Source organism: Streptomyces sp. NBC_00287 (genome assembly GCF_036173105.1).
Taxonomy (GTDB): domain Bacteria; phylum Actinomycetota; class Actinomycetes; order Streptomycetales; family Streptomycetaceae; genus Streptomyces.
The window spans coordinates 9,254,136-9,273,371 of the sequence record NZ_CP108053.1; the positions used below are offsets into that span (position 1 = coordinate 9,254,136).

Annotated in this window: 20 protein-coding genes and 2 pseudogenes; 8 read left to right on the forward strand and 14 right to left on the reverse strand. The window is 68.6% G+C overall.

Translation table 11 applies throughout. From position 1 onward, the window contains the following. Positions 1-127 precede the first annotated feature (127 nt). Entirely contained in the window at positions 128-1,096 is a 969-nt protein-coding gene (locus OHT76_RS42115) for an alpha/beta hydrolase (protein WP_328876162.1), read from the forward strand. Between the two features lie 485 nt (positions 1,097-1,581). On the opposite strand, the gene OHT76_RS42120 is transcribed toward OHT76_RS42115, so the two are convergent. The 7 genes and pseudogenes from OHT76_RS42120 to OHT76_RS42150 all read right to left on the reverse strand — a co-directional run bounded on the left by OHT76_RS42120 (position 1,582) and on the right by OHT76_RS42150 (position 8,375). Then, positions 1,582-2,388: a hypothetical protein gene (locus OHT76_RS42120; protein WP_328876163.1), complete on the reverse strand. Its 807-nt coding sequence runs from the start codon at positions 2,386-2,388 to the stop codon at positions 1,582-1,584. A 574-nt stretch (positions 2,389-2,962) separates the two neighbouring features. Further along, a complete protein-coding gene (locus OHT76_RS42125) occupies positions 2,963-4,054 on the reverse strand; it encodes a hypothetical protein (protein WP_328876164.1) in 1,092 nt (363 codons plus the stop codon). A gap of 292 nt (positions 4,055-4,346) precedes the next feature. Then, positions 4,347-4,984, reverse strand: a pseudogene (locus OHT76_RS42130) (transposase family protein); the annotation flags it as partial. A gap of 359 nt (positions 4,985-5,343) precedes the next feature. After that, the gene (locus OHT76_RS42135; RefSeq protein ID WP_328876165.1) at positions 5,344-5,916 is read right to left on the reverse strand and encodes a YceI family protein; all 573 of its coding nucleotides are present in this window, start codon (positions 5,914-5,916) and stop codon (positions 5,344-5,346) included. Between the two features lie 98 nt (positions 5,917-6,014). After that, positions 6,015-6,449: a hypothetical protein gene (locus tag OHT76_RS42140; RefSeq protein WP_328876166.1), complete on the reverse strand. Its 435-nt coding sequence runs from the start codon at positions 6,447-6,449 to the stop codon at positions 6,015-6,017. Between the two features lie 103 nt (positions 6,450-6,552). Beyond that, positions 6,553-6,913 (reverse strand): annotated as a pseudogene (locus OHT76_RS42145) (UBP-type zinc finger domain-containing protein). Between the two features lie 193 nt (positions 6,914-7,106). Next, positions 7,107-8,375: an MFS transporter gene (locus OHT76_RS42150; RefSeq protein ID WP_328876167.1), complete on the reverse strand. Its 1,269-nt coding sequence runs from the start codon at positions 8,373-8,375 to the stop codon at positions 7,107-7,109. A gap of 376 nt (positions 8,376-8,751) precedes the next feature. Between OHT76_RS42150 and OHT76_RS42155 the strand changes: the two genes are divergently transcribed. After that, positions 8,752-9,123: a hypothetical protein gene (locus OHT76_RS42155; protein ID WP_328876168.1), complete on the forward strand. Its 372-nt coding sequence runs from the start codon at positions 8,752-8,754 to the stop codon at positions 9,121-9,123. Between the two features lie 49 nt (positions 9,124-9,172). Here the strand turns inward: OHT76_RS42155 and OHT76_RS42160 are convergent, their stop codons facing one another. Both OHT76_RS42160 and OHT76_RS42165 read right to left on the reverse strand, forming a co-directional pair. Further along, positions 9,173-9,925: a DODA-type extradiol aromatic ring-opening family dioxygenase gene (locus OHT76_RS42160; RefSeq protein WP_443049951.1), complete on the reverse strand. Its 753-nt coding sequence runs from the start codon at positions 9,923-9,925 to the stop codon at positions 9,173-9,175. 205 nt (positions 9,926-10,130) lie between these two features. Beyond that, positions 10,131-10,475, reverse strand: a complete 345-nt coding sequence (locus OHT76_RS42165) for an EthD domain-containing protein (RefSeq protein WP_328876170.1) — start codon at positions 10,473-10,475, stop codon at positions 10,131-10,133. 109 nt (positions 10,476-10,584) lie between these two features. Here OHT76_RS42165 and OHT76_RS42170 point away from each other — a divergent pair, with 109 nt between their 5' ends. Further along, positions 10,585-11,067 (forward strand): MarR family winged helix-turn-helix transcriptional regulator, encoded by a 483-nt coding sequence (locus OHT76_RS42170; RefSeq protein WP_328876171.1) that lies wholly within the window; start codon positions 10,585-10,587, stop codon positions 11,065-11,067. Further along, entirely contained in the window at positions 11,051-11,191 is a 141-nt protein-coding gene (locus tag OHT76_RS42175) for a hypothetical protein (RefSeq protein WP_328876172.1), read from the forward strand. Before OHT76_RS42170 ends, OHT76_RS42175 begins: the two co-directional genes overlap by 17 nt. A gap of 370 nt (positions 11,192-11,561) precedes the next feature. Here OHT76_RS42175 and OHT76_RS42180 read toward each other — a convergent pair whose 3' ends face one another. The 5 genes from OHT76_RS42180 to OHT76_RS42200 all read right to left on the reverse strand — a co-directional run bounded on the left by OHT76_RS42180 (position 11,562) and on the right by OHT76_RS42200 (position 15,230). Continuing rightward, positions 11,562-11,993 (reverse strand): hypothetical protein, encoded by a 432-nt coding sequence (locus tag OHT76_RS42180; protein WP_328876173.1) that lies wholly within the window; start codon positions 11,991-11,993, stop codon positions 11,562-11,564. Positions 11,994-12,149: 156 nt separating this feature from the next. Beyond that, positions 12,150-13,085 (reverse strand): 2,3-dihydroxyphenylpropionate 1,2-dioxygenase, encoded by a 936-nt coding sequence (locus tag OHT76_RS42185; RefSeq protein WP_328876174.1) that lies wholly within the window; start codon positions 13,083-13,085, stop codon positions 12,150-12,152. Further along, entirely contained in the window at positions 13,082-13,960 is an 879-nt protein-coding gene (locus tag OHT76_RS42190; protein WP_328876175.1) for an alpha/beta fold hydrolase, read from the reverse strand. The genes OHT76_RS42185 and OHT76_RS42190 overlap by 4 nt, the downstream gene beginning before the upstream one ends. Further along, entirely contained in the window at positions 13,957-14,460 is a 504-nt protein-coding gene (locus OHT76_RS42195) for a cupin domain-containing protein (RefSeq protein WP_328876176.1), read from the reverse strand. The genes OHT76_RS42190 and OHT76_RS42195 overlap by 4 nt, the downstream gene beginning before the upstream one ends. Then, positions 14,460-15,230, reverse strand: coding sequence for an SDR family oxidoreductase (locus OHT76_RS42200; RefSeq protein ID WP_328876177.1), 771 nt, complete (start codon positions 15,228-15,230; stop codon positions 14,460-14,462). Before OHT76_RS42200 ends, OHT76_RS42195 begins: the two co-directional genes overlap by 1 nt. A gap of 146 nt (positions 15,231-15,376) precedes the next feature. Between OHT76_RS42200 and OHT76_RS42205 the strand changes: the two genes are divergently transcribed. From OHT76_RS42205 to OHT76_RS42220, 4 genes are all read left to right on the forward strand, one after another. Beyond that, positions 15,377-16,212, forward strand: a protein-coding gene (locus tag OHT76_RS42205; protein ID WP_328868630.1) for an IS5 family transposase whose coding sequence is annotated in 2 segments (ribosomal slippage) — positions 15,377-15,752 and positions 15,752-16,212 — 837 coding nt in all. Because the reading frame shifts where the segments join, the coding sequence is not laid out codon by codon here. Positions 16,213-16,252: 40 nt separating this feature from the next. After that, positions 16,253-17,020, forward strand: coding sequence for an IclR family transcriptional regulator (locus tag OHT76_RS42210; protein WP_328876178.1), 768 nt, complete (start codon positions 16,253-16,255; stop codon positions 17,018-17,020). A 123-nt stretch (positions 17,021-17,143) separates the two neighbouring features. Beyond that, positions 17,144-17,608, forward strand: a complete 465-nt coding sequence (locus OHT76_RS42215; RefSeq protein ID WP_328876179.1) for a cupin domain-containing protein — start codon at positions 17,144-17,146, stop codon at positions 17,606-17,608. Positions 17,609-17,611: 3 nt separating this feature from the next. After that, positions 17,612-19,147 carry a flavin-containing monooxygenase gene (locus tag OHT76_RS42220; protein WP_328876180.1) on the forward strand — a complete coding sequence of 512 codons (1,536 nt, stop codon included), beginning with the start codon at positions 17,612-17,614 and terminating at the stop codon, positions 19,145-19,147. Positions 19,148-19,236: the final 89 nt, after the last annotated feature.

Here is a 19,236-nt window from a genome sequence, read left to right on the forward strand (position 1 = left end):
CCAAAACGATCGACCACTAAATAGTTGTGCACGATCTAATCGCGAGCTACTCTTCTTGTCGTGCCACCGTTCCTGACCGGGACTGCCGTCAGGAGTGTGTCCGCGGCACTCGAACCAGGAGGACGCTATGACTGACCCCGCCGCTGCCCGTCCCGTGCTCGAACCCGCCGCCCAGGCCTTCGCCGAGGCCACCGCCAACCCGCCGTACCTGTTCGACCTCGGGCCCGTCGAGGGCCGCAAGACCGTTGACGACGTCCAGTCCGGTGACATCGCCAAGCCGGACGTCGACGAGGAGTGGGTCACCGTTCCCGGCGGCCCCACCGGCCAGGTTCGCGCCCGTATCGTCCGCCCCGCCGGAGCCACCGGCGTTCTCCCCGTGGTCATCTACATCCATGGCGCGGGCTGGGTGTTCGGCAACGCCCACACGCACGACCGCCTTGTGCGCGAACTCGCCGTAGGAACGGGCGCGGCCGTGGTCTTCCCCGAGTACGACCTCTCGCCCGAGGCCCGCTACCCGGTCGCCATCGAGCAGAACTACGCCGTCGCCCGCTGGATCGTCACCGACGGTGCCGCCAAGGGCCTCGACGCCTCTCGTATCGCCGTGGCCGGCGACTCGGTCGGCGGCAACATGAGCGCCGCGCTCACCCTCATGGCCAAGGAACGAGGAGACGTGCCGCTGGTGCAGCAGGTGCTGTTCTACCCGGTCACCGACGCGGCCTTCGACACACCCTCCTACCACCAGTTCGCCGAGGGGTACTTCCTGCGCCGAGACGCCATGCAGTGGTTCTGGGACCAGTACGCGTCCGACGAGAAGCAGCGCGCCGAGATCACCGCGAGCCCTCTGCGCGCCTCGGTCGAGCAGCTGCGCGATCTGCCCCCGGCCCTCGTCATCACCGCCGAGGCCGACGTCCTGCGTGACGAGGGCGAGGCCTACGCCAACCAGCTCCGCCAGGCGGGTGTGCCCGTCACCGCGGTCCGCTACCAGGGGATCATCCACGACTTCGTGATGCTCAACGCCCTGCGCGAAACCCATGCGGCCGAGGCCGCCATCAACCAGGCCGTCGCAACCCTGCGCACGGCCCTTCACTCAGGCTGAACTCTCCTGCGTCAGGCTCCGTTCCAGGAATGAAGCGGAGCCTGACGGGCGCCGTGCTGCCGACCCGCGGGCCAGGTCTGCGACCGCACGTCGCGGCCCCTGGTACCCGACCGGGAGCACCGCGCCGAATCCGCACCCGTAGAACCGCCGCGACCCGTTGCCTGCGGCGCAACGTCGAAAGCATCGGTGTGACAGTGACCAATACGCCGCCGAGGCACGTCATCACGCGAACCGTGTCATTGAGGACTCCATGCGGCGGTGGGACGAGCGCGAGGATCTGCAGGAGCCGGGCGACGCCACGGCCGGCGAACACCCCGGCCATCTCCATCAGGTGCTGCAGCAGCGGGCTGCGGCGCTGGCAGCGCGCCGTCAGCCCCTCGATCCAACCATCCTGGGGAGGCCGTGGTGGCTTGTGCCGGCCGAGCGGACGCGTGACGTGATTCGCCAAAGGCCTTCTCTCCCTTGAGCGGCACCCTGAAGAAGGCTCACTGCCTGGGGGCACCCCACCATGTCCCGTGGTGGCGCCAGACGCGGTTCCATTCTTCGTCGGTTGCGTTATCGGGCACTGCCATGAGCATCGACTTCACTTCGGCATACACATGTTTGGCCTGGGCCGCGGTCAGGTGCCGGCAGTTCCACAGCAGCCGCGCCATCTCGGCCGTCAGAGGATCGTCCGGCCACGAAGGCTGGGGGAGCGCGATCTGGGTGATGGCGGCGAGGTCTGCGGGTGGGATGCCGAGGGTGGTGGCGAAGCCCGCAACCCGCTGGGGGGTCAGCGGTACGCGTCCTCGGCCGATGCCGTGGATCGTGGAGGCGGCCAGGTACACGCGTCCATCCGTGAGCACGGCCAGGGCTTTGGCTGCAGCGCTCACGGAGTACAGGTTCCGGTTGACGCACAGCAGGTTGACGAGCAACGCACCAGCGCTCCAATGGTGCTGGCTGTAGGGACGCGGCAGGTCTCCCGGGTGGTCGCGCGGTTCTCGAGGCAGCTGATCGACCAGCCGGTGGACACGGGTTCTGTCGTCCGGCGGCAGTGCCATCGTGATCCGGACGAGGCCTGCGATGTCGGATCCGGCTGCCGGATGACCGGGCCTGAGGGCGGCCGGCGCTGGAACGTTGGCGATTGCGTAGAGGTCGGCGGCGTGGAAGCCGAGTGCGGGGGCGAGGGCGTCGAGTTGCGACGTCAGCGGCGGCGCGCCTTCTGACAGGGAGCGGAGGTCGTCCTCGGGGATGCCGGACTCCGAGGCCAGCCATGCGACATCCACCCGACGGTGATTCAGCAGTCGAGTCAAGAGCACTCCAAAGCCAGGATGATGCTCCACGGCAAGCCCTCCTACCTTCTGGGATATTGACCAGTTGGGGTGACAGCCAAGCGACGCCCCAGTAGACGGGTTTCGGCAAAGAAGAACTGTCTCCACCAGAGGCTTCGTGTGCTTGTCTATCCGTCCGTGCGGGATGGGTCCAGCTCCTGCCCTGCGGCTCCTCGCTGGGGGTTTTGCGGGAACACTGCCGGTCGCCGGGGTATCCGGTAGCAGCGCTTGGAGCTGGCCGGCTCGATCTGTGGATGGGAGGAGCCCACGCATTGGCGCCCCGGGCACGTCGTCGTTTCTCGTAGGGGGCAGATGTCGGTCGGCTGGCGATCTTCAACTGGTGTGGGGAGTGTGGTGGCTGAGAGTGTGCCAGCGACGCTCGAAGGCATCCAGGTGGGCTGTGAGGTCGTGGGTGGTGAGGCGCTGGTTGTACTGGCCGGTTACGCCGCGCTGGGCTTGTCGCGGTTTCCCTGGAACCGCACACCTCCCAGGTATGAGCAGCCCGAATGGGCGTCTGTTCCCCGGGGCTGGGGTGGCCGCCGCGGAGTAACGCCCGCTAGGACCGCGTCGCCCTCCCGCACTTCTCCCCAGCGGACGCGCCCTGAGCGACCGGCGCGCTGCGGTCGTACGGGTCGATCTCCGTGCCGGACTCGTCCGCTCGGCGGTCTGTGCCGAAGGGAGGCGTGAAGTAGCCCGTGGGGGCGCCGCAGCCGCCGTTGGTGACGTCGTACTTGTACGAGACGACCGAGAAGGTGCCCGGCGCGGTGATCACCTTGTCAGGGTTGTCCCAGCTCAGGACCAGTTCACGCCGGACGATCGTGCGCACGATCTCGTCGTCGCCGGCGTCCGCGCGGATGACTGGGTAGACGAAGGTGACGTCGGCGGTCACCTGGAGCGCGCCGCGCTCGCCCTCACGGTAGGTGAGCCGACCCCGGGTCTTCACGACGTCGCCGACCAGATGGGTGTCGGAGGGCTGGAAGCGGCTGAAGAGGAGGAGGGGGTCGTTCTGCTCGGTCGGGGTGCGAAAAGCGGTCTTCAGAAGGTCTTGGACGTCCTTCTGGTGCGGGTTGATCAGTGCGATCGCTGCCGCCGGGTGCTCGCCACGCAGCACCCGGCGGTCCAGGCCGGACGCGACAAGGAAGTCTCGGCTGCGGGCCAGGGCCTGCTCGACCTCGCCCGCGCTCATCCAGCCGACCGCCTCGGCCTTCGGCACGGTGATCCCCGCGGCTCCGCTCGCCCATCTCGCCGCCGGCGATCCGCGGAACGGCTCCTCCACGGTGGGGCGTTGGGCCTCCTCCGCCGGGGGTGCCTGGGTCGGCCGGGCGGTCTCGGCGGCCAGCGGCGGGGAGTCATCGTCGGCGAACAAGTCCACTATCCGCCCCGGCGCGAGCGCCACCACCAGCAGCACCAGCGAGGCCAGCAGCCCGACCACGTACCAGCCCGTGCGCCGCCTGGGCCGCGCGGGCGTGTAGCTGCGCCAACCCTCCACGCCCCGGCCGGGTTCCGCGCGCAGCCGCTTGGTTACCTCGCGGGCCCGCGCCGACGGCTCCTTGGGCGCCTCGGCGGCACCTGCCGCCGACTCGCGCAGAAACCGCTCCCACTCCTCATCGGACCTGGACGAGCCGTCCGGCTCCGTACCCGCGCCCATCCCCAACCCCTTGGCAATCAGCAGACCGCGGCCCAACTCCCCTGGGACGCGTCCGCATCATGACACAGAGCACTGACAGCGACCCCAGTTGGGCGGCGGTGTGACCCGCGGCCATCGCAAGATCTTCAGTCTTCACCCACCTGATGATCAACGATGGCCGTACCGGTCAATCAGCCGGTATTGAGCACCGAAGAGGCCGTAGCCTTGGACCTGTGCATATGCGCTTCCGAGGCATGCCGGGGCGATCGTCCGCTGCACGTCCGACGCGCCGCCTCGCACGTTGTGCTGTCGCGAGGACGGCCTGGACGAGGGCGGTGATGCGGGTGGTGCTGCACCGCAGCTTGCGCAGGAGACGCCAGGTTTTCAGGGCGGCCACGGCCTGTTCGCCGGGCGCCCGGACCTTCGCATGGGACCGGTTGGCGGCCTGCTGGCCTGTTGACAGCTTGTCCCAACGGCCGCGGTAGGGAACCCGCACGGTGCCGCCGGCACCCTGGTAACCCTTGTCGGCCCAGCAGCGGATGCCGGCCTCGGTCAACGCCTGGATGATGCCGTGGGTACGGGCAGCGCGGAGTCGTGCACCGCGCCGGGCAGCGCGGGTGAGGCCCACAGCAGCCTCCCGAAGGGATCGGCGATGACCTGGACGTTCATCCCGTCCCTTTTGTGCTTGCCGGAGTAGTGCGGCCGGTCGGCTGCGATGCGGTCGATGGGCAGCAGCGTCCCGTCCAGGATCAGATACGCCTTCCGTGCCGCTGCGCGGGCAGCGATGGCGAGGTCGGGTGCCAAGGCCGCCAGGATCTCGACGGCCTCGGCCACGTACCGGTAGACCGTGGTGGTTCCGATGCCGAAACCGGCCGCGAGCTGCGCGTACGTGTGGCCGCACCGCAGGTGGGCCAGCACGAGCACGGCCTGCCGGTCGGCCGGAAGCACACGAAGCTCCGGGCAGACAGGCTGCTCTTGGTCGACAACCCTCTACCAGGGGCTTCACCTTGTCCGCACACGGCGCCCACACCAACGACCGGCCTGCTGAGCCAAGTTGCAACCGGCTCAGCGGCAGAGTGGCCGGTTGCACCCGCCAGCCTTGCGCGTCGGGCTTTGCTGGGATCATGCAACGTTCATCAGCGCCTGCCCGGGCTTCGCCGGTCGGCGCGAGCGGGTCACTGTCCTTGGCGATGCCACACTGACCGGACTGCGGCGCCTGATCCAGACGGTCATGCCAACGCGAGCTGTGCAGGCCGCACCCAGTGTCGCCGTTCGCTGCTCGGTCGGTTCGCAGCCCGAGCTGGTCGTGCTCAGGCGGCCGTTTCACCGGCCTCGAGGACGGCCTCGACGTCGACCATGACATCGACCATGGGACTGACGACCACTCCGCCGCGGTCGACCACGTCGTTCCAACTCACCCCGAAGTCATGTCGATTGATACGCGTCGTGGCCACGAAGCCGGCGCGCAGCCTGGGCCCGAGGTCCCGCCCCTCCTCCCACCAAGGGGTATTCCACTGTCCCAAATATGTGACGTCGAAGGTCACGGGGCGCGTCACGCCACGTACCGTGAGATCTCCGGTGACCTCGAACTCGGTTCCGCTCACCTGGTGAATGCGCGACCCGACAAACGTCCACGTCGGGTGGTGCTCGACGTCGAAGAAATCGGCACTGCGGAGGTGGGCGTCGCGCTGGGGCTGACCGGTGTACACCTGGGTTGCGTCGACCGTCGCCTCGACGCGGGCCTTCTCCGGCTCGTCGGGATCGACCTCCAGCACGCCGTGCACGTTCTTGAGCTGCCCGCGCACGTAGCTGACCATCATGTGCCTGGCGCGGAACTCCGCCGCGGTATGACCGGGCTCGAAGAACCATTTGGTCCTGGCCATGTGCGCCCCTGACGGAATTACCCCTTCAACCAAGGTAGGTCCGATGGCCGGTCACGGAGCGCGTACGGCAGTGGTGGGGCCGACGTGCTCGTGGTGCGTCACCGGTCTTCGTTCACGCCCTCGGCGATGAGGGAGACGCCGATGCCCAGCATCCAAACGTCCTTGGCCAGCGCGATTCCCTGCTCCGTCGGGCGCAGGCTGCCTTCCCGCCGCATCCCCGGCGTCCGCAGGTAGAGCCCGAGGGTGCCAACAGAGAATGCGGTCAACGCAACCCCGGCGACAGCGGCAGGGATGACCGGCAGGAGCAATGAGGTGGCAACGGCGAGCTCCCCGGCGGAGAGCAGCCGAACGAACCTCTGGGCGTCGAGCTTGCCCAGGAACGGGTAGGTAGTGGCGGCGAACTGCTGCAGCCTTTCAGCGGTGGCCTCGTCCGTTCCGCGTTTCGACAGTGCGGAGTTGAGGAAGAACGTGCCGACCGTGAGCCTGAGCGGCAGTTGCCGTGCTGTGGAACGCCATGCTGAACCTGATGCCATGCCGAACCTCCCAAGATTCACCTCACATACCACCCTGCCATCCGCCAGAAACATGTCAAACGGGGACCAAACACATCTTGTCGGTCCCGGAGCCTTGATCAGGTCAGTGCAGGCGAAGCTGCCAGTCCGCCGGGACCTTGCCACGCGGCCCCGGGGTCGGCTGCGAGGCCGGGTGCGAGGCGGGCGGTGCCAGGGGCGGACCCTCGTCGTCCTGCTCGGTCTCGATGTTCCAGAACCAGGACTCGCCGGGCTCGAAGCTCGTCAGGAAGGGGTGCCCGGCCTCCCGGGCATGCTTCGTGCCGTGCTGCGAAGGCGAGGAGTCACAGCACCCGATGTGCCCGCACGCCGCGCAGCGCCGCGGGTGAAACCCACCACCCCGGTCCATCGCCTGCCAGGCACGCTACGCACCCGTCCCCACTCGGCTGTGCAGTGGGATCAATACCGGGGATCTGCTCGTGAGCCATGCGCTGCGCCTCCCTGGCGAGGCTTCGCTCAGATGCCGTTTCGGACGGCGTTTCGGCACTTGGAGCCGAAGTCGAGAGGGTCGAACGTCTTGCTCCAACGTAATCGGCGCAGATCAGGCTCGCAGGCCGTGGAAGCAGCTCGCCCGGGCCGCCAGCGCCGCCCTGCCAGCCCACGAACCCCCCATATAAGCTGTCATGCCTTTTGGCCGGCGGGCTTCTCGAACTCGGTGGTCACCCGTGCCCCTCGGAAGAGCACTGGGAGCCACAGGAGACATGCCAGCAGGGGGACCGCGGCGTAGGTGGCCATGCCCACACTGGAGCCCAGCCCGTCCATGAGCGCGCCGACGACGAGATAGCCGATGCCGATGAGCGCCGACTCCACGAATGCGATCATCGACAGCAGGCTCGCCCGATGGCGCGACGGCACGGCCTCGTTGAACACGTTGTCCACGATCACGGCGGCGATCTCGGGAATCCCGACCAGGACCAGGAACGCGGCGATGGTGACCCAGACAAGGCCGAGGCCGCTCAGGCCGAGCGCCACGGCGAGCGTCATGAGAGACACCGGGACGATGCCCCGATACCCGATGCGCCGGTTCGCGCGGTCCGACAGCAGCGGAGTGAGCCCGCCGGCGAAGAATCCCGCCGATATGACCACGCTGACCAATGCAGTGCCGGCTCCCTGATCGGAGAGGGTCTTCTGCGTGAAAATGATGTACGGCGTCAAAGTCGCATGCATCAATCCGGACACCACGACAAGCGTCACGAGCGCCGGCGTGGCAACCCGAAGCATCGCCCGCCATGCTGTGGCATCGCCGTGCGCCTCCTCGGCTCCGTCCTGCTCGTCCACCGCGTCCGCGCCGCGGATCTCGGGCACCCGTGACATCAGCACCACCACGGCCAGGACGAGGCACGCCGCCGAACCGACGTAGACCACTCCCCAGGAAATCTGCTGCAGTTGGCCGCCTAGGACGATGGCAGCTCCCGAGGTGACCGTCCCGAACATGGTGAACCGGGACTTGATCTTGACGTAGCCGGCCGTTGCACCACGACGCACGAGCAGGTCGTACAGCAGGGCGGTGTCCGAACCGGACACACATGCCATGCCCACGCCCTGCCCGATGAACAACGCCAGGAACACCCAGTAGTTGGAGAACGCCACCTGACCGAGCAGACATCCAGCTATCAGCACCTGGCCGATCACGATGCTGGCACGCCTGCCGATTCGGTCGGCGATGACTCCCGTCGGCAACTCCGCAAGTCCGCTGACCAGGTAGAGCAGTGTCTGAAGGAGGGCCACTTGCCCGGCGGAGAAACCTCGCTGATAAAGGAAAAGGACGAATACGCCACGCTGGAACAGCGAGTTGGCGAGCACGGCGTATACGTAGAACGGGCGCGTGACACTTCGTGCTGCATCGTCGACTACAGACGACCCGCCAAGGACCTCCGTGGTGCCGGTCATGCTGCGGGCTCCCTGGTGACTCCGGTGATCATTGGTGTTCGGCCTCCGCCGCGAACCGGAACCTCCAGTCCATACTTCGCGCAGGATATGAGGCCGACGTCCAAGAGGGCATCTGATATAGGTAGTTGGCGTTCTGGGATGCCTTTGTGACCGGCGACGTTGGTGGTCGTTGCGTGAGGTGTGAGTGCTCGTCGTCCGTATCGCAGTGACGTGTCCGACGCCCGCTGGGCCTTGATCGAACCGGTCTTCACCGCCTGGCGGGCCGGACGATCGGCCCCGGCACGGCGGCCCGGGCACCACCCAGCAGGCCCACGACCTGCTACGCGACCAGACCCGCCGAGCCCACGGCCGCAGCGCTCAGGCCACCGCGGCCGTGGTGAACGCGCAGAGCGTGAAGACCTCGGCAAACGTCGCCGAGACCAGCCAGGGCATCGACGCCGGCAAGAAAATCAAAGGCCGCAAACGGCACCTGACCACCGACACGCTCGGTCTGGTGCCGGCGGCGGCAACGACGTCCGCTCCACCTACACCTGCACTGGGGGGACCAGGAGTTCGAGTCGCTGGGCTGGATGAGCCCACGGCCGTGCGGTACACCATCCCCTCCGGCGTGACGATCCTGGACCTGAAATACCGGGAGAGCGGCTACGACACTGACTTCCCCGGGTCCTTCACCAGCAACGACGCCTTCCTCAACACCCTTTCGACACCAGGTCCCACGCCCTCGGCAAGCAGGCCATCGCGCAGCTGACGTCCTGGCAGAAGTCCAACGGCGTGCTGTACTGCCGGAGGTCTGGCCCTCAGTTCAATTGCACCGAGCGGGTTGAGTTGCCCATGATCATGCGGTCGATCGTGCTGGTGGCGCTGCTGGGGTCGCTCGCGGCGCCGACGGCGGCCAGCAGGGGCACGTAGTGGTCGGCCGTCGGGTGGGCGACCGAGGCGCCGGGCGCCTTGCGCAGGTAGTCGGTGAGGGCATCGACATCGCCCCGCCCGAGTGCGTCGACGGCCCACTCATCGAAGGCTTTGGTGTATGCGGCGAGGTCAGGGCGGCGGAAGACCGCGAAGCTGTGGGTCATGAAGCCCGAGCCGATGACCAGGATGCCTTCGTCGCGCAGGGATCGCAGACGTGCCCCGAACTCGAGCAATGCAGCGGGGTCAAGACTGGGCATCGACAACTGGACGACCGGAACATCGGCCGCGGGATACATGGCCATGAGGGGGATGAACGCGCCGTGGTCGAGACCTCTGTCAGGGTGCTCGTGCACCGTGGTCGCCGGACTGAGCGTGGCCGCGAGCCGACGCGCGAGGTCGGTCGCGTCCGGGGTCGCGTAAGGCAGGGTCTTGTAGCGGGGGTGGAAGCCGCTGAAGTCGTAGTGGAGCGGGGTGCCCGCCGCCGCGCCCGAGATCGCGGCCGGTGCGTCCTCCCAGTGCGCCGAGATGATCACGATGGCTCTCGGTTTGGGCAGGGACTGCGCCCACGTGAACAGGTCGTCGAGCCACTGCGGGTCGTCGAGGGTGAAGGGCGCGCCGTGGCTGATGAACAGGCTCGGCAACGCCCCATCGGCAGGGACCCAGGGCTGCTGTGCCTGGGCTCGGGGGAGGACCCGGTCGAGGTGATCGTCGTAGGCCCCGGCCGGGATGCGGGGGGTGTCCAGGATGGTCATGGCCTGTCGCTCCTTACCGAGCGGATGCGGGCGCGGCTCGGGCGCCCTGATCGTCGGCGGTGTCGGGACGGTGAGTCGTTGCCGACGGCGGTGCTCAACCGAAGATCGGGCTCTCGGTGGTGTAGAGGAAACGGGTCTGGGAGCGGTCGAGGAACTTCTCCTCGTCCGCGGCGATGGTCGTGGTGTAGGTGTCGGAGGTGAACCAGCGGGCGGCGTCGGCGATGTTGTCGACCCACACCTCGGCGACACCGTCATAGACGGCGGTGCTTATGCCGGGGATCTCGTCGCCGGTGGGCAGGAGCTGGACGTAGCGCCGGACCGGGACCTCTCCGGCGGGCAGGCTCGAGAGCAGCGGGGTGTGCTTCTGCGTCCAGTAGTCCACGAACTCCTCGTGGGTGAGGTCTGCCCGCCGGGTCAGGAAGATGCTGAGCTTGATCACAGAGGACTCCTTGAGGCCGCGATTGACTTGCCTGGGCAACTCATAACGTAGATGCGTTGACTTGCCTGGGCAACGGATGTGTGTTGCCCAGGCAAGTAAGATGGATCACATGGACGAACCGTCACCGTGGCTCGACACCGAGCAGCAGGAACTTTGGCAGGACCTTCTCAGCGTCGTGATCGCGCTGCCTTTGGCCCTGGACCGCCAGTTGCAGCGCGACGCGGGCATCTCGAACTTCGAGTACAGCGTGCTCGCCCGGTTGTCGATGGCGCATCAGGTCACCATGCGGCTCAGCGAGCTGGCCCGGGACTGCGGCAGCACTCTTCCGCGGATGTCGAAGCTGATGGACCGTTTTGAGGTGCGAGAGTGGATCGTTCGTCGAATCGACCCGAGCGACGGTCGCTACACCCTGGCCACGCTGACCGACAGTGGTCGGCAGAAGGTGGTCGACAGCGCGCCGGGGCATGTCGCGCAGGTGCGCCGACTCGTGTTCGACCCTCTGACCACTGCGCAGCGCCGCCAACTCGGCGCGGCGCTTTCCAGCGTCGCCGAGACCGTGCGGCGGGAGGCCGCCGGTGGTCCCACCGGGTGAGTGCGCTCACCGCCCGCTCGGCGCGCCGGTCACCACGGCGGTACGAGCTGACCGCGTGGCCGTGCGGGTCGATCTCGGCGAGGGCATCGGCCACGTCCGCGGGCGCGATCGGCTGTACGAGTAGCGGTGGATCGTGGCGACGCCGTCCTGCTCGGTTCAGCTCGTCACCGTCGCGGCGAAGTCGTGGAACTGGGCCGCCGGAACGCGTCGTCAGCGATCCTGTGTCGCTGACGACGCCACCGTGGCATGGCCGGTCGTGCCACGCCCCCCTGGGCAACCTCGCCCAACGGCGGTGATCCGCCGGACGCCAGTCGTCCCGCCGTACTTGACTTGCGTGGAATCCTCGCGGCACGAGCGGAGTCACCCGGCGCAATGCACGCTCTGCCGACCTCGACCTCGACCTCGACCTCGACCTCGACCTCGCCCTCGACCTCGCCCTCGACGGCGACGTCGGCAGCGAACGGCATCACGGTGTCGCACCCCAGCCAGCGACCTCACTCCGGGAAGTTCAGCCCCACCGTGTAGGTACCGCCACCGCCAACCGCGGTCACGGCGAGGCGGTACCACGTGTAGCCCGCAACGTTGTGGGCGAGTTGCTTGTCCGCCCCGGCCTGTGGAGCGGAGCCCACGGTCTTCCAGCCCTCCGTTCCGAAGTGCTGCTGCACGTGCAGGGACAGCGTGGTGCCGTCAGGGCCGTCGAGGCAGGCGGTGGCCGTTCCGTCGTACAAGGGGAGGAAGTAGTTCCCGTTGGGCTCGATCTGCGTTTCCCCCTCCTTGATGTTCCAGCGCGTGACGTGCTCGTAGCCGGTCGTGCAGTCGATGGCGGTCTTCGCCGAGTCGGTGGCGCTCGCGGCCGGGACCGCCGTCATGCTGAGGGGCGCGGCGACAGCAGCGGCCGCGATGATGGTCCGACGGAGCTTCGTCATGCGAGAACACCCTTTCTCATCCGGGAACTTCGGGGTTCGTGGCGCCGGACGTCGGACGTCCGGGCGCTGGGCCGGGGATGGCAGGCCAGGTGTGCAGCATCAAGTCCCGCTGAGCGGGACTGCGGTGAGCCGAGCGCCGCCTTGTCTTCGGCGCGATCAGTCGAGTTGAAAGGTCGTTCCGATGCCCATCCCCGTGATCCATTCGGGGACCGGCTCGTAGCTCGTCCACACCAGGGGCGTACGTGCGGCGGCGAGGCCGATCAGCCAGGTGCGGATCTCGTGCCCGCCACTGCCCGCCCGGTCCTCGAGGCCCTCGTCGCCCAGGACGGTGACGGGTGTGAGGTCGGTGGACATGAGCTGTTCGAGGAACCAGGCGTCCCACGCGGCGTTGACGCGCGCGTGGGGGTCACCGCCCATGGCACGGACCCGGGGTTCGCGCGCGGCAGCGAAGGCGTGGACGTCCTGGCGCCCATGGATCAGTGCCTCGCGTCGGTCCGCCGCGATCGAAGGGTCGCGGGGGTCGTTGGACGGCAGCCAGTGGGAGAGCCCGCCACTGGCGATCAGGAGCACCCGTCCCGCGAACGTGGAGTCGCGGATCGCGGTGCCCAGCGCTGCGCCGAGGAGGGCGCAGCGCTTCAGGCCCGGCAGCGGTGGGGCGGCGGTGTTGACGACCAGGGGCACCATCGGGATGCCGGCCTCGCCGGACACCATCTCGTAGCTCTGTACGAGGCCGTGGTCGACGGTGAGCGCGTAGGACAGTGACAGGTCGAAGCCCGCCTCCGTCAGCCCGTCCCTGATCGACCAGGCCAGCCGCGAGGCGACGGGCAGCGAGCCCGCTCTGCTGCCGAAGTCGCCGAATCCGACGGCTTCCTCGACACCGAGTACGAAGGGAGGCATCACGTCGTAGAAGTTCGCGTGGAAGTGATCGGGGCCGATGACGACGACGGCGTCGGGGGCCAGGCGGGCGACAGTCTCGGTCACCCGGGCGGCTGCGGCGAGGAACGCACCGCCGGGCTGCGACGGCCCGCTCGGGGGGAGCAGGGTGGCGAACGGCGAGTGGGACATTCCGACGAGGCCGATGATCTCGCTCATGCCGGTGCCTTCCCCAGGAGCAGGAAGTCACGGTGCGCCCGCAGGTATGCGTCCGGCTTCTCCCACTGCGGCCAGTGGCCCGCGTCCGCGATCACGTGCAGCCGGGCGTCGGGCAGCCAGTCCAGGAGCAGCTCGGCCTCGTCGAGCCCGCCCGTCGGGTCGTGCTCGGTCCACAACAACAGGGTGGGCGCGGCGATGGCGGAGACCCAGGCCGGGTCCCAGGCGAAGTCCTTGCGCACCTCGGGGTCTTGGAGGACGAGGATGTTGTCGACCGCTCGTAAGAACCCGGGGCGGCTGTAGACCGCGCGCCGCAGGTTCACCAGTTCGTCGGTCACCATCTCCTTGTGGTGGAACAGGAACTCCACCCGCTGGCGGACCGTCGCGTCGTCGGGGTTGTGGACGGCGGCCAGGGTGCTCTCCCGCATCCGGGCCATCACCTCGGGCTTGCCGGTGATGTTTCCGGGTGTGTTCAGCACCAGGCGGCTCACCCGCTCCGGATGGTGCGCCGCCGTCCAGGCGACCACCCATCCGCCGAGCGACTCGCCCGACAGGTGCGCCGCGCCGATGCCGAGGGCGTCCATCAGACCGAGCAGATGGCCGGAGAGGACATCGATCGTGTACGGCGTGTCGGGCAGGTCGGACCAGCCGTGCCCCACCATGTCGTACGCGGTGACACGGAAGTCCTCGGCGAGCCCCGCGATGTCGCGGGCGTAGGCCTCCAGGTGTCCGCCGGTGCCGTGCAGCAGGATGAGGTCGGGTCCGGACCCGGCTTGAAGGATCCGGGTGCGGACGCCGTTGACGTCCACGTGGCGCACCTCGTGGTCGACGTCGGCGAGTTCGCCCCAGATGCTGATGTGCGCGGGCAGTTCGTTCATGACGTGTCTCCCCCGAAGCGGTTGCGGGCCTCCTCGACGGTCGCGAGACCGGCGCTCTGCCGTCGGCCGACGCCCAGCAGGCCGAGCAGGCGGGAGTTCTCGATGGTCAGGAACTCGACCGGATGCCGTGTGGAGTCGTTGTAGTGGCGATGCCACGTCCACGGCGGCGTGTAGATGAAGTCGCCGGTCGACCAGGGAGCCGTCTCGTCCTCGATCTCGCTGTGGCCTTCGCCGGAGATGACGAAGTGCACCGTCTCGTGGTGGTGCCGTTGCATGTCCGAACTCAGTCCCGGCGGGATCGTCTGCCGGAAGATCTCGAACGTGGTGGTGGGCAGTTTGCCGGCGATGGACAAGGTGGTCGGGTTGTGGACCTGGTCGGCCGGCAGTTGCTCCAGTTCGGCGGCCTTCACGACGACCGGGCTCGCGGCGCTCGGCCGCACCCGGTCGGTTATCGCGCCGAGGAAGTCGGCCATGCTGAAGTGAGATCCGGACTCGGCCATCAGATCGTCTCCGTCCTTCCGCCGTCGACCGTCAGTACGGTCCCGTTGACGTAACTCGCGGCCGGGGAGGCCAGGAAGGCCACGGCCGCCCCGATCTCCTCGGGCTGTGCGGTGCGGGCCGCGGGGATGGCCGCCGTGTCCTCGGCGTCGAGTGCCGCGAAAGCGCTGCCTGTTGACCGGGCGCGGTTCTCGAGGATCTCGCGGCGTCGTTCGGTGGCGGTGGCCCCTGGCGCGACGCAGTTGACCGTCACGCCCTTGGCCGCGAACTCCCGCGCGAGCAGCTTGGCGGCCGCCGTCACGGCCGACCTGAGCACGACGGATGTGGCGAGGTCGGGCTGCGGCTGCCGTACCGCCGTGGACGTCACGAACACCACGCGGCCGAAACCCCGCGCGGCCATGTGCGGCAGGGCGATCTGGGCGAGCCGCAGCGGCCCGCGCAGCAACAGGTCGAACGCCTCCTGCCACTGCTGGTCCGTGACCTCCAGGACCCGGCCGGGCGGCGGGCCGCCCGCGTTGAGGACCAGGACGTCGAGCGAGCCGAAGCGGTCCTCGGTCTCACGGACCGCCCTCTCCGCCGCGCCGGGGTCGGACATGTCGCTCACCAGGGGGTGTACGGCTGCCCCCGTGCGCAGGCGCAGCCCCGAGGCGGCGGAGTCGAGCGCATCGGCGCGGCGCCCGGTGATGACGACGCGGTGCCCGGCGCGCGCCAGTTCCTCGGCGGCCGCCCGGCCGATGCCGGCAGCGCCACCTCCGACGAGCGCGGTTCGCACAGCATGCGCGGGAGGCGTGGACGCGAAGTGCGCGGGAGAGGTACGAGCGGTGATGGCCGGCCTCCTCGATCCGTCCTCTGGGCTGCGGGCCGCAGCGGCCTTAGAGGTCCTAACAGAAGCTGTTGATCATGTGACCTTCGGCTTGGATGGTCGTTGGTCTGGTCGTGGGAAAGCGACAGTCGCGGCCTTGGATCGTGTCGGATGAACTGTGGTCGCTCATCGAGCCGTTGCTGCCCGAGCCGGGGCCGAAGCTGGTGGAGGGCCGGCCGCGGGTACCGGACCGGCAGGCCTTGTGCGGGATCCTGTTCGTGCTGCACACCGGCATCCAATGGGAGTACCTCCCACAGGAGTTGGGCTTCGGCTCGGGCATGACGTGCTGGCGGCGGCTGGCCGCCTGGAACGAGGCCGGCGTGTGGGACGAACTGCACCTGATACTGCTGAAGAAGCTGCGGGTAGCGAAGAAGCTGGACTGGTCGCGGGCGGTGATCGACTCCTCCCACGTGCGGGCCGCTCGGCGCGGCCCAAAAGCGGCCCCAGCCCGGTCGACCGCGCACGGCCGGGCAGCAAGCACCACGTCCTCACCGACGCCCAGGGCATCCCGCTCGCGGTGTCCCTGACCGGCGGAAACCGCAACGACGTCACGCAGTTGCTGCCCCTGCTGGACAAGGTCCCGGCCGTGGCCGGCGTCGTCGGCCGGCCCCGACGCAGACCCGATGCGCTCCTCGCCGACCGCGGCTACGACCACGACAAGTACCGCCGATTGCTCTGGGCCCGCGGCATCCGTCCGGTCATCGCCGAACGAGGACAGGAACACGGCAGCGGCCTGGGCATGTTCCGCTATGTGGTCGAGCGCACGATCGCCTGGCTGCACGGTTTCCGCCGCCTGCGGATCCGCTGGGAACGACGCGACGACATCCACGAAGCCTTCCTCGGCCTCGCCACCTGCCTCATCACCCACCGCCACGTCCAACGCCTTTGTTAGGACCTCTTAGCCTGACTCGGGTGGACATCCGGAGCCAACAATGAGTCCCACTGAGCGGGACGATCCTTCAGGGGGCATGGGCGGGCTCGACCGCGCGGCGGCCATTCTCGGTGCCTTCGACGCCAAGCACCGCGAGCTGACCCTCGCTTCGCTGGTCGCGCGGTGCGGCCTGCCCCGCTCGACGACCCACCGCATCGCCGACCGTATGCTCAAGCTCGGCTGGCTGGACAAGCCGCACGGGCGCTACCGCATCGGCAACCGCCTCTTCGAAATCTCCAGCCTGGCCCCGATCAAGCACGAACTACGTGAAGCCGTACTGCCGTTCCTCCAGGACCTGCACCACGCGACCAAGGCCACCGTGCAACTCGGCGTGCTGGAGGGCACCCAGATCCTGGTGGTGGAGCGGATCACCGGGCACCGGCCGATGCCCATGCTGTCCCAGGCGGGCGGCATCATCCCCGCGTACTGCTCGGGTTTGGGGCGTGCGATCCTCGCCTACGCCGAACCTGCGACCGTCGACGCGGTGCTGAGTTCGGAGCTGCCGCGCAGGACGCCTCGTACCCTGACCAGGCCGTTGGCCATCAGGCGGGAGCTGGCTTCGATCCCGACACGGGGCTGGGCGGTCGACCGCGAGGAGGGCGTGATCGGCGTGAGCTGCGTGGGCGCTCCGGTCTTCGGCCCGCTCGGCGACGTGGTGGCCGCCGTGTCCGCGACCGGACCCAACCACCTGATCCGCGCGGACCGCATCGGGCCGGCCGTACGGCTGGCCGCCGCCGCGGCGTCCCGCGCCTACTCCACCCGTCGCTGACCCGGCACCGAAGTCCAAGTCCCAGTGAGCGGGACGCGTCGTTGCGGAACTCCCGGGCCGCCCCCACGCTGTGGTGTCAGACACACCGCGAAGTGGCGGTGCGGTGGCCTCAAGGAGACGACGGTGACTCTAGGTGGTGGCTACATGTTGCCTTCGCGCGGCGGACGCGCGATCGCGGCGATCGGGCTCGGGATCACGGTCAAGACCGACGGTAAGTCGACCCATGACGCCTACTCGATGTTCGAGTACGCCGTACCCCCGCGTACCGACGGCCCACCCCCGCACGTCCACACCCGCGAAGACGAGTCCTTCATCTGTCTCGCCGGACGGCTCGATGTCCACCTCGGCGGCGAGGACTTCGTCCTGGAGCACGGCGACTATCTGTTCCTGCCGCGCGATGTGACACATGCCTTCCGCAATCCGTACGACGAGGAGTCGAGGGTCGTCTCCGTGGTCTCGCCCGCCGGTCTGGAGGACTACTACCAGGCGCTCGCGGACATGCCTCCCGGGCCCAAGGACATCCGGGTGATGACACGCATCATGGCCGACTTCGGCATCGAGTTGCGCCTTCCGCCCGAGGCCCGGTGAGCCATGAGGATCGCGGTCATTGGTGCCGGGGTGGCGGGTCTGGCCACGGCGAAAGTGCTCCTGCAGGCCGGACACCACGTCCAGGTCTTCGACAAGTCTCCCGACGTCGGCGGTGTCTGGAGCCGGACGCGCCGCTATCCCGGCCTGACGACGCAGAGCCCGAAGGCGCAGTACGCGCTCTCGGACCTGCCCATGCCCAAGGACTACCCCGAGTGGCCGACGGGCGCCCAGGTCCAGGCGTATCTCGCCGAGTACGCCGCCGCGTTCGGCATAGAACGGGTCCTGCGGCTGAGCACCGAGGTCACGCACGCCCGCCCCGGTACCGACGGCACCTGGACCATCGAGACCCGCGACAGCACGGGCACCGAGATCCAGTGGGACTTCGACCGTCTCGTCGTCGCGAACGGCGTCTTCTGCGAACCGGCCGTCCCGTCCTACCCGGGGACCGAGGAGTTCACGGCGGCCGGAGGCCGGCTCTGCGCCGGAACCGAGTTCCACGACGCCGAGGACGCCCGCGACAAGCACGTCCTCGTCGTGGGCTACGGCAAGTCGGCGTGCGACATCACCGTTCCGATCAGCGAGGTCGCCGCGAGTACCGACGTCATCGCGCGTCAGCTGCTGTGGAAGATGCCGCGCAAGGTCGGCGGGGTCCTCAACTTCAAGATGCTGCTGATGACCCGCCTCGGTGAGGCGCTGTTCCGCTACATCCGGCTGCGCGGATTCGAGAAGTTCCTGCACGGGCCGGGCAACGGCCTGCGCCGCCGGATGATCAACTCCATCGGTTCGGTGTCGGTGCGGCAGTTCGGGCTCAGGCGCCTGGGCCTGGTGCCGCCCGGCCAGATGGAGGACATCGTCCGCGGTGCCATCGGGCTTGCGACCGAGGGGTTCTTCGAGGGTGTCGCCGCGGGCAGCATCGTAGTCCGCCATGACCGGACCATCGTCCGGCTCCTCGCGGCGAGCGGCAGGCCGTTCGCCGAGCTGAGCGACGGTACGACCCTTCCGGCCGACATAGTCGTGTGCGCCACGGGCTTCACGCAGGGAGTGCCCTTCCTGCCCGAGGAGGTGCGGGAGCAACTTCTCGACGAGCGCGGAAACTTCATGCTCTATCGCCAGATCCTGCCGGTCGGGGTCCCCGCGCTGTACTTCAACGGATACAACTCCTCGTTCTTCAGCCCGCTGAACGCCGAGATGGCCGCGGTCTGGATCGCGGCGGACCTGGCGGGCGCGCTGCCGCTGCCGGACACCCCGACCATGCGCCAAGCAGTCGTCGACCAGCTGGCGTTCATGGACATCGCCATGAACAAGCACCACTGCCACGGCACGAAGATCATCCCGTTCTCGCTGCACAACGTCGACGAGGTACTCGGCGATCTCGGAATCGACATCAAGCGGCGCACCCGGGCCGCGCACTGGCTCAATCCGGTCGACCCCGCGGCCTACCGGCACATCGCTCCGGCCGCGCTCGCACGCAATAAGTCCTATGACCCACAGGCCGGTTCCGGACCCGCTCCGGCCGGCGACACCGCGCGTGCTGTGTGACTCCGGACGAAGTTACTGACCATCCCTGCGGCAGCGCCGACCGCAGGCCCCGGAACCTGCCGGACTCGGGGCCGCTCCATGGCTCCGGC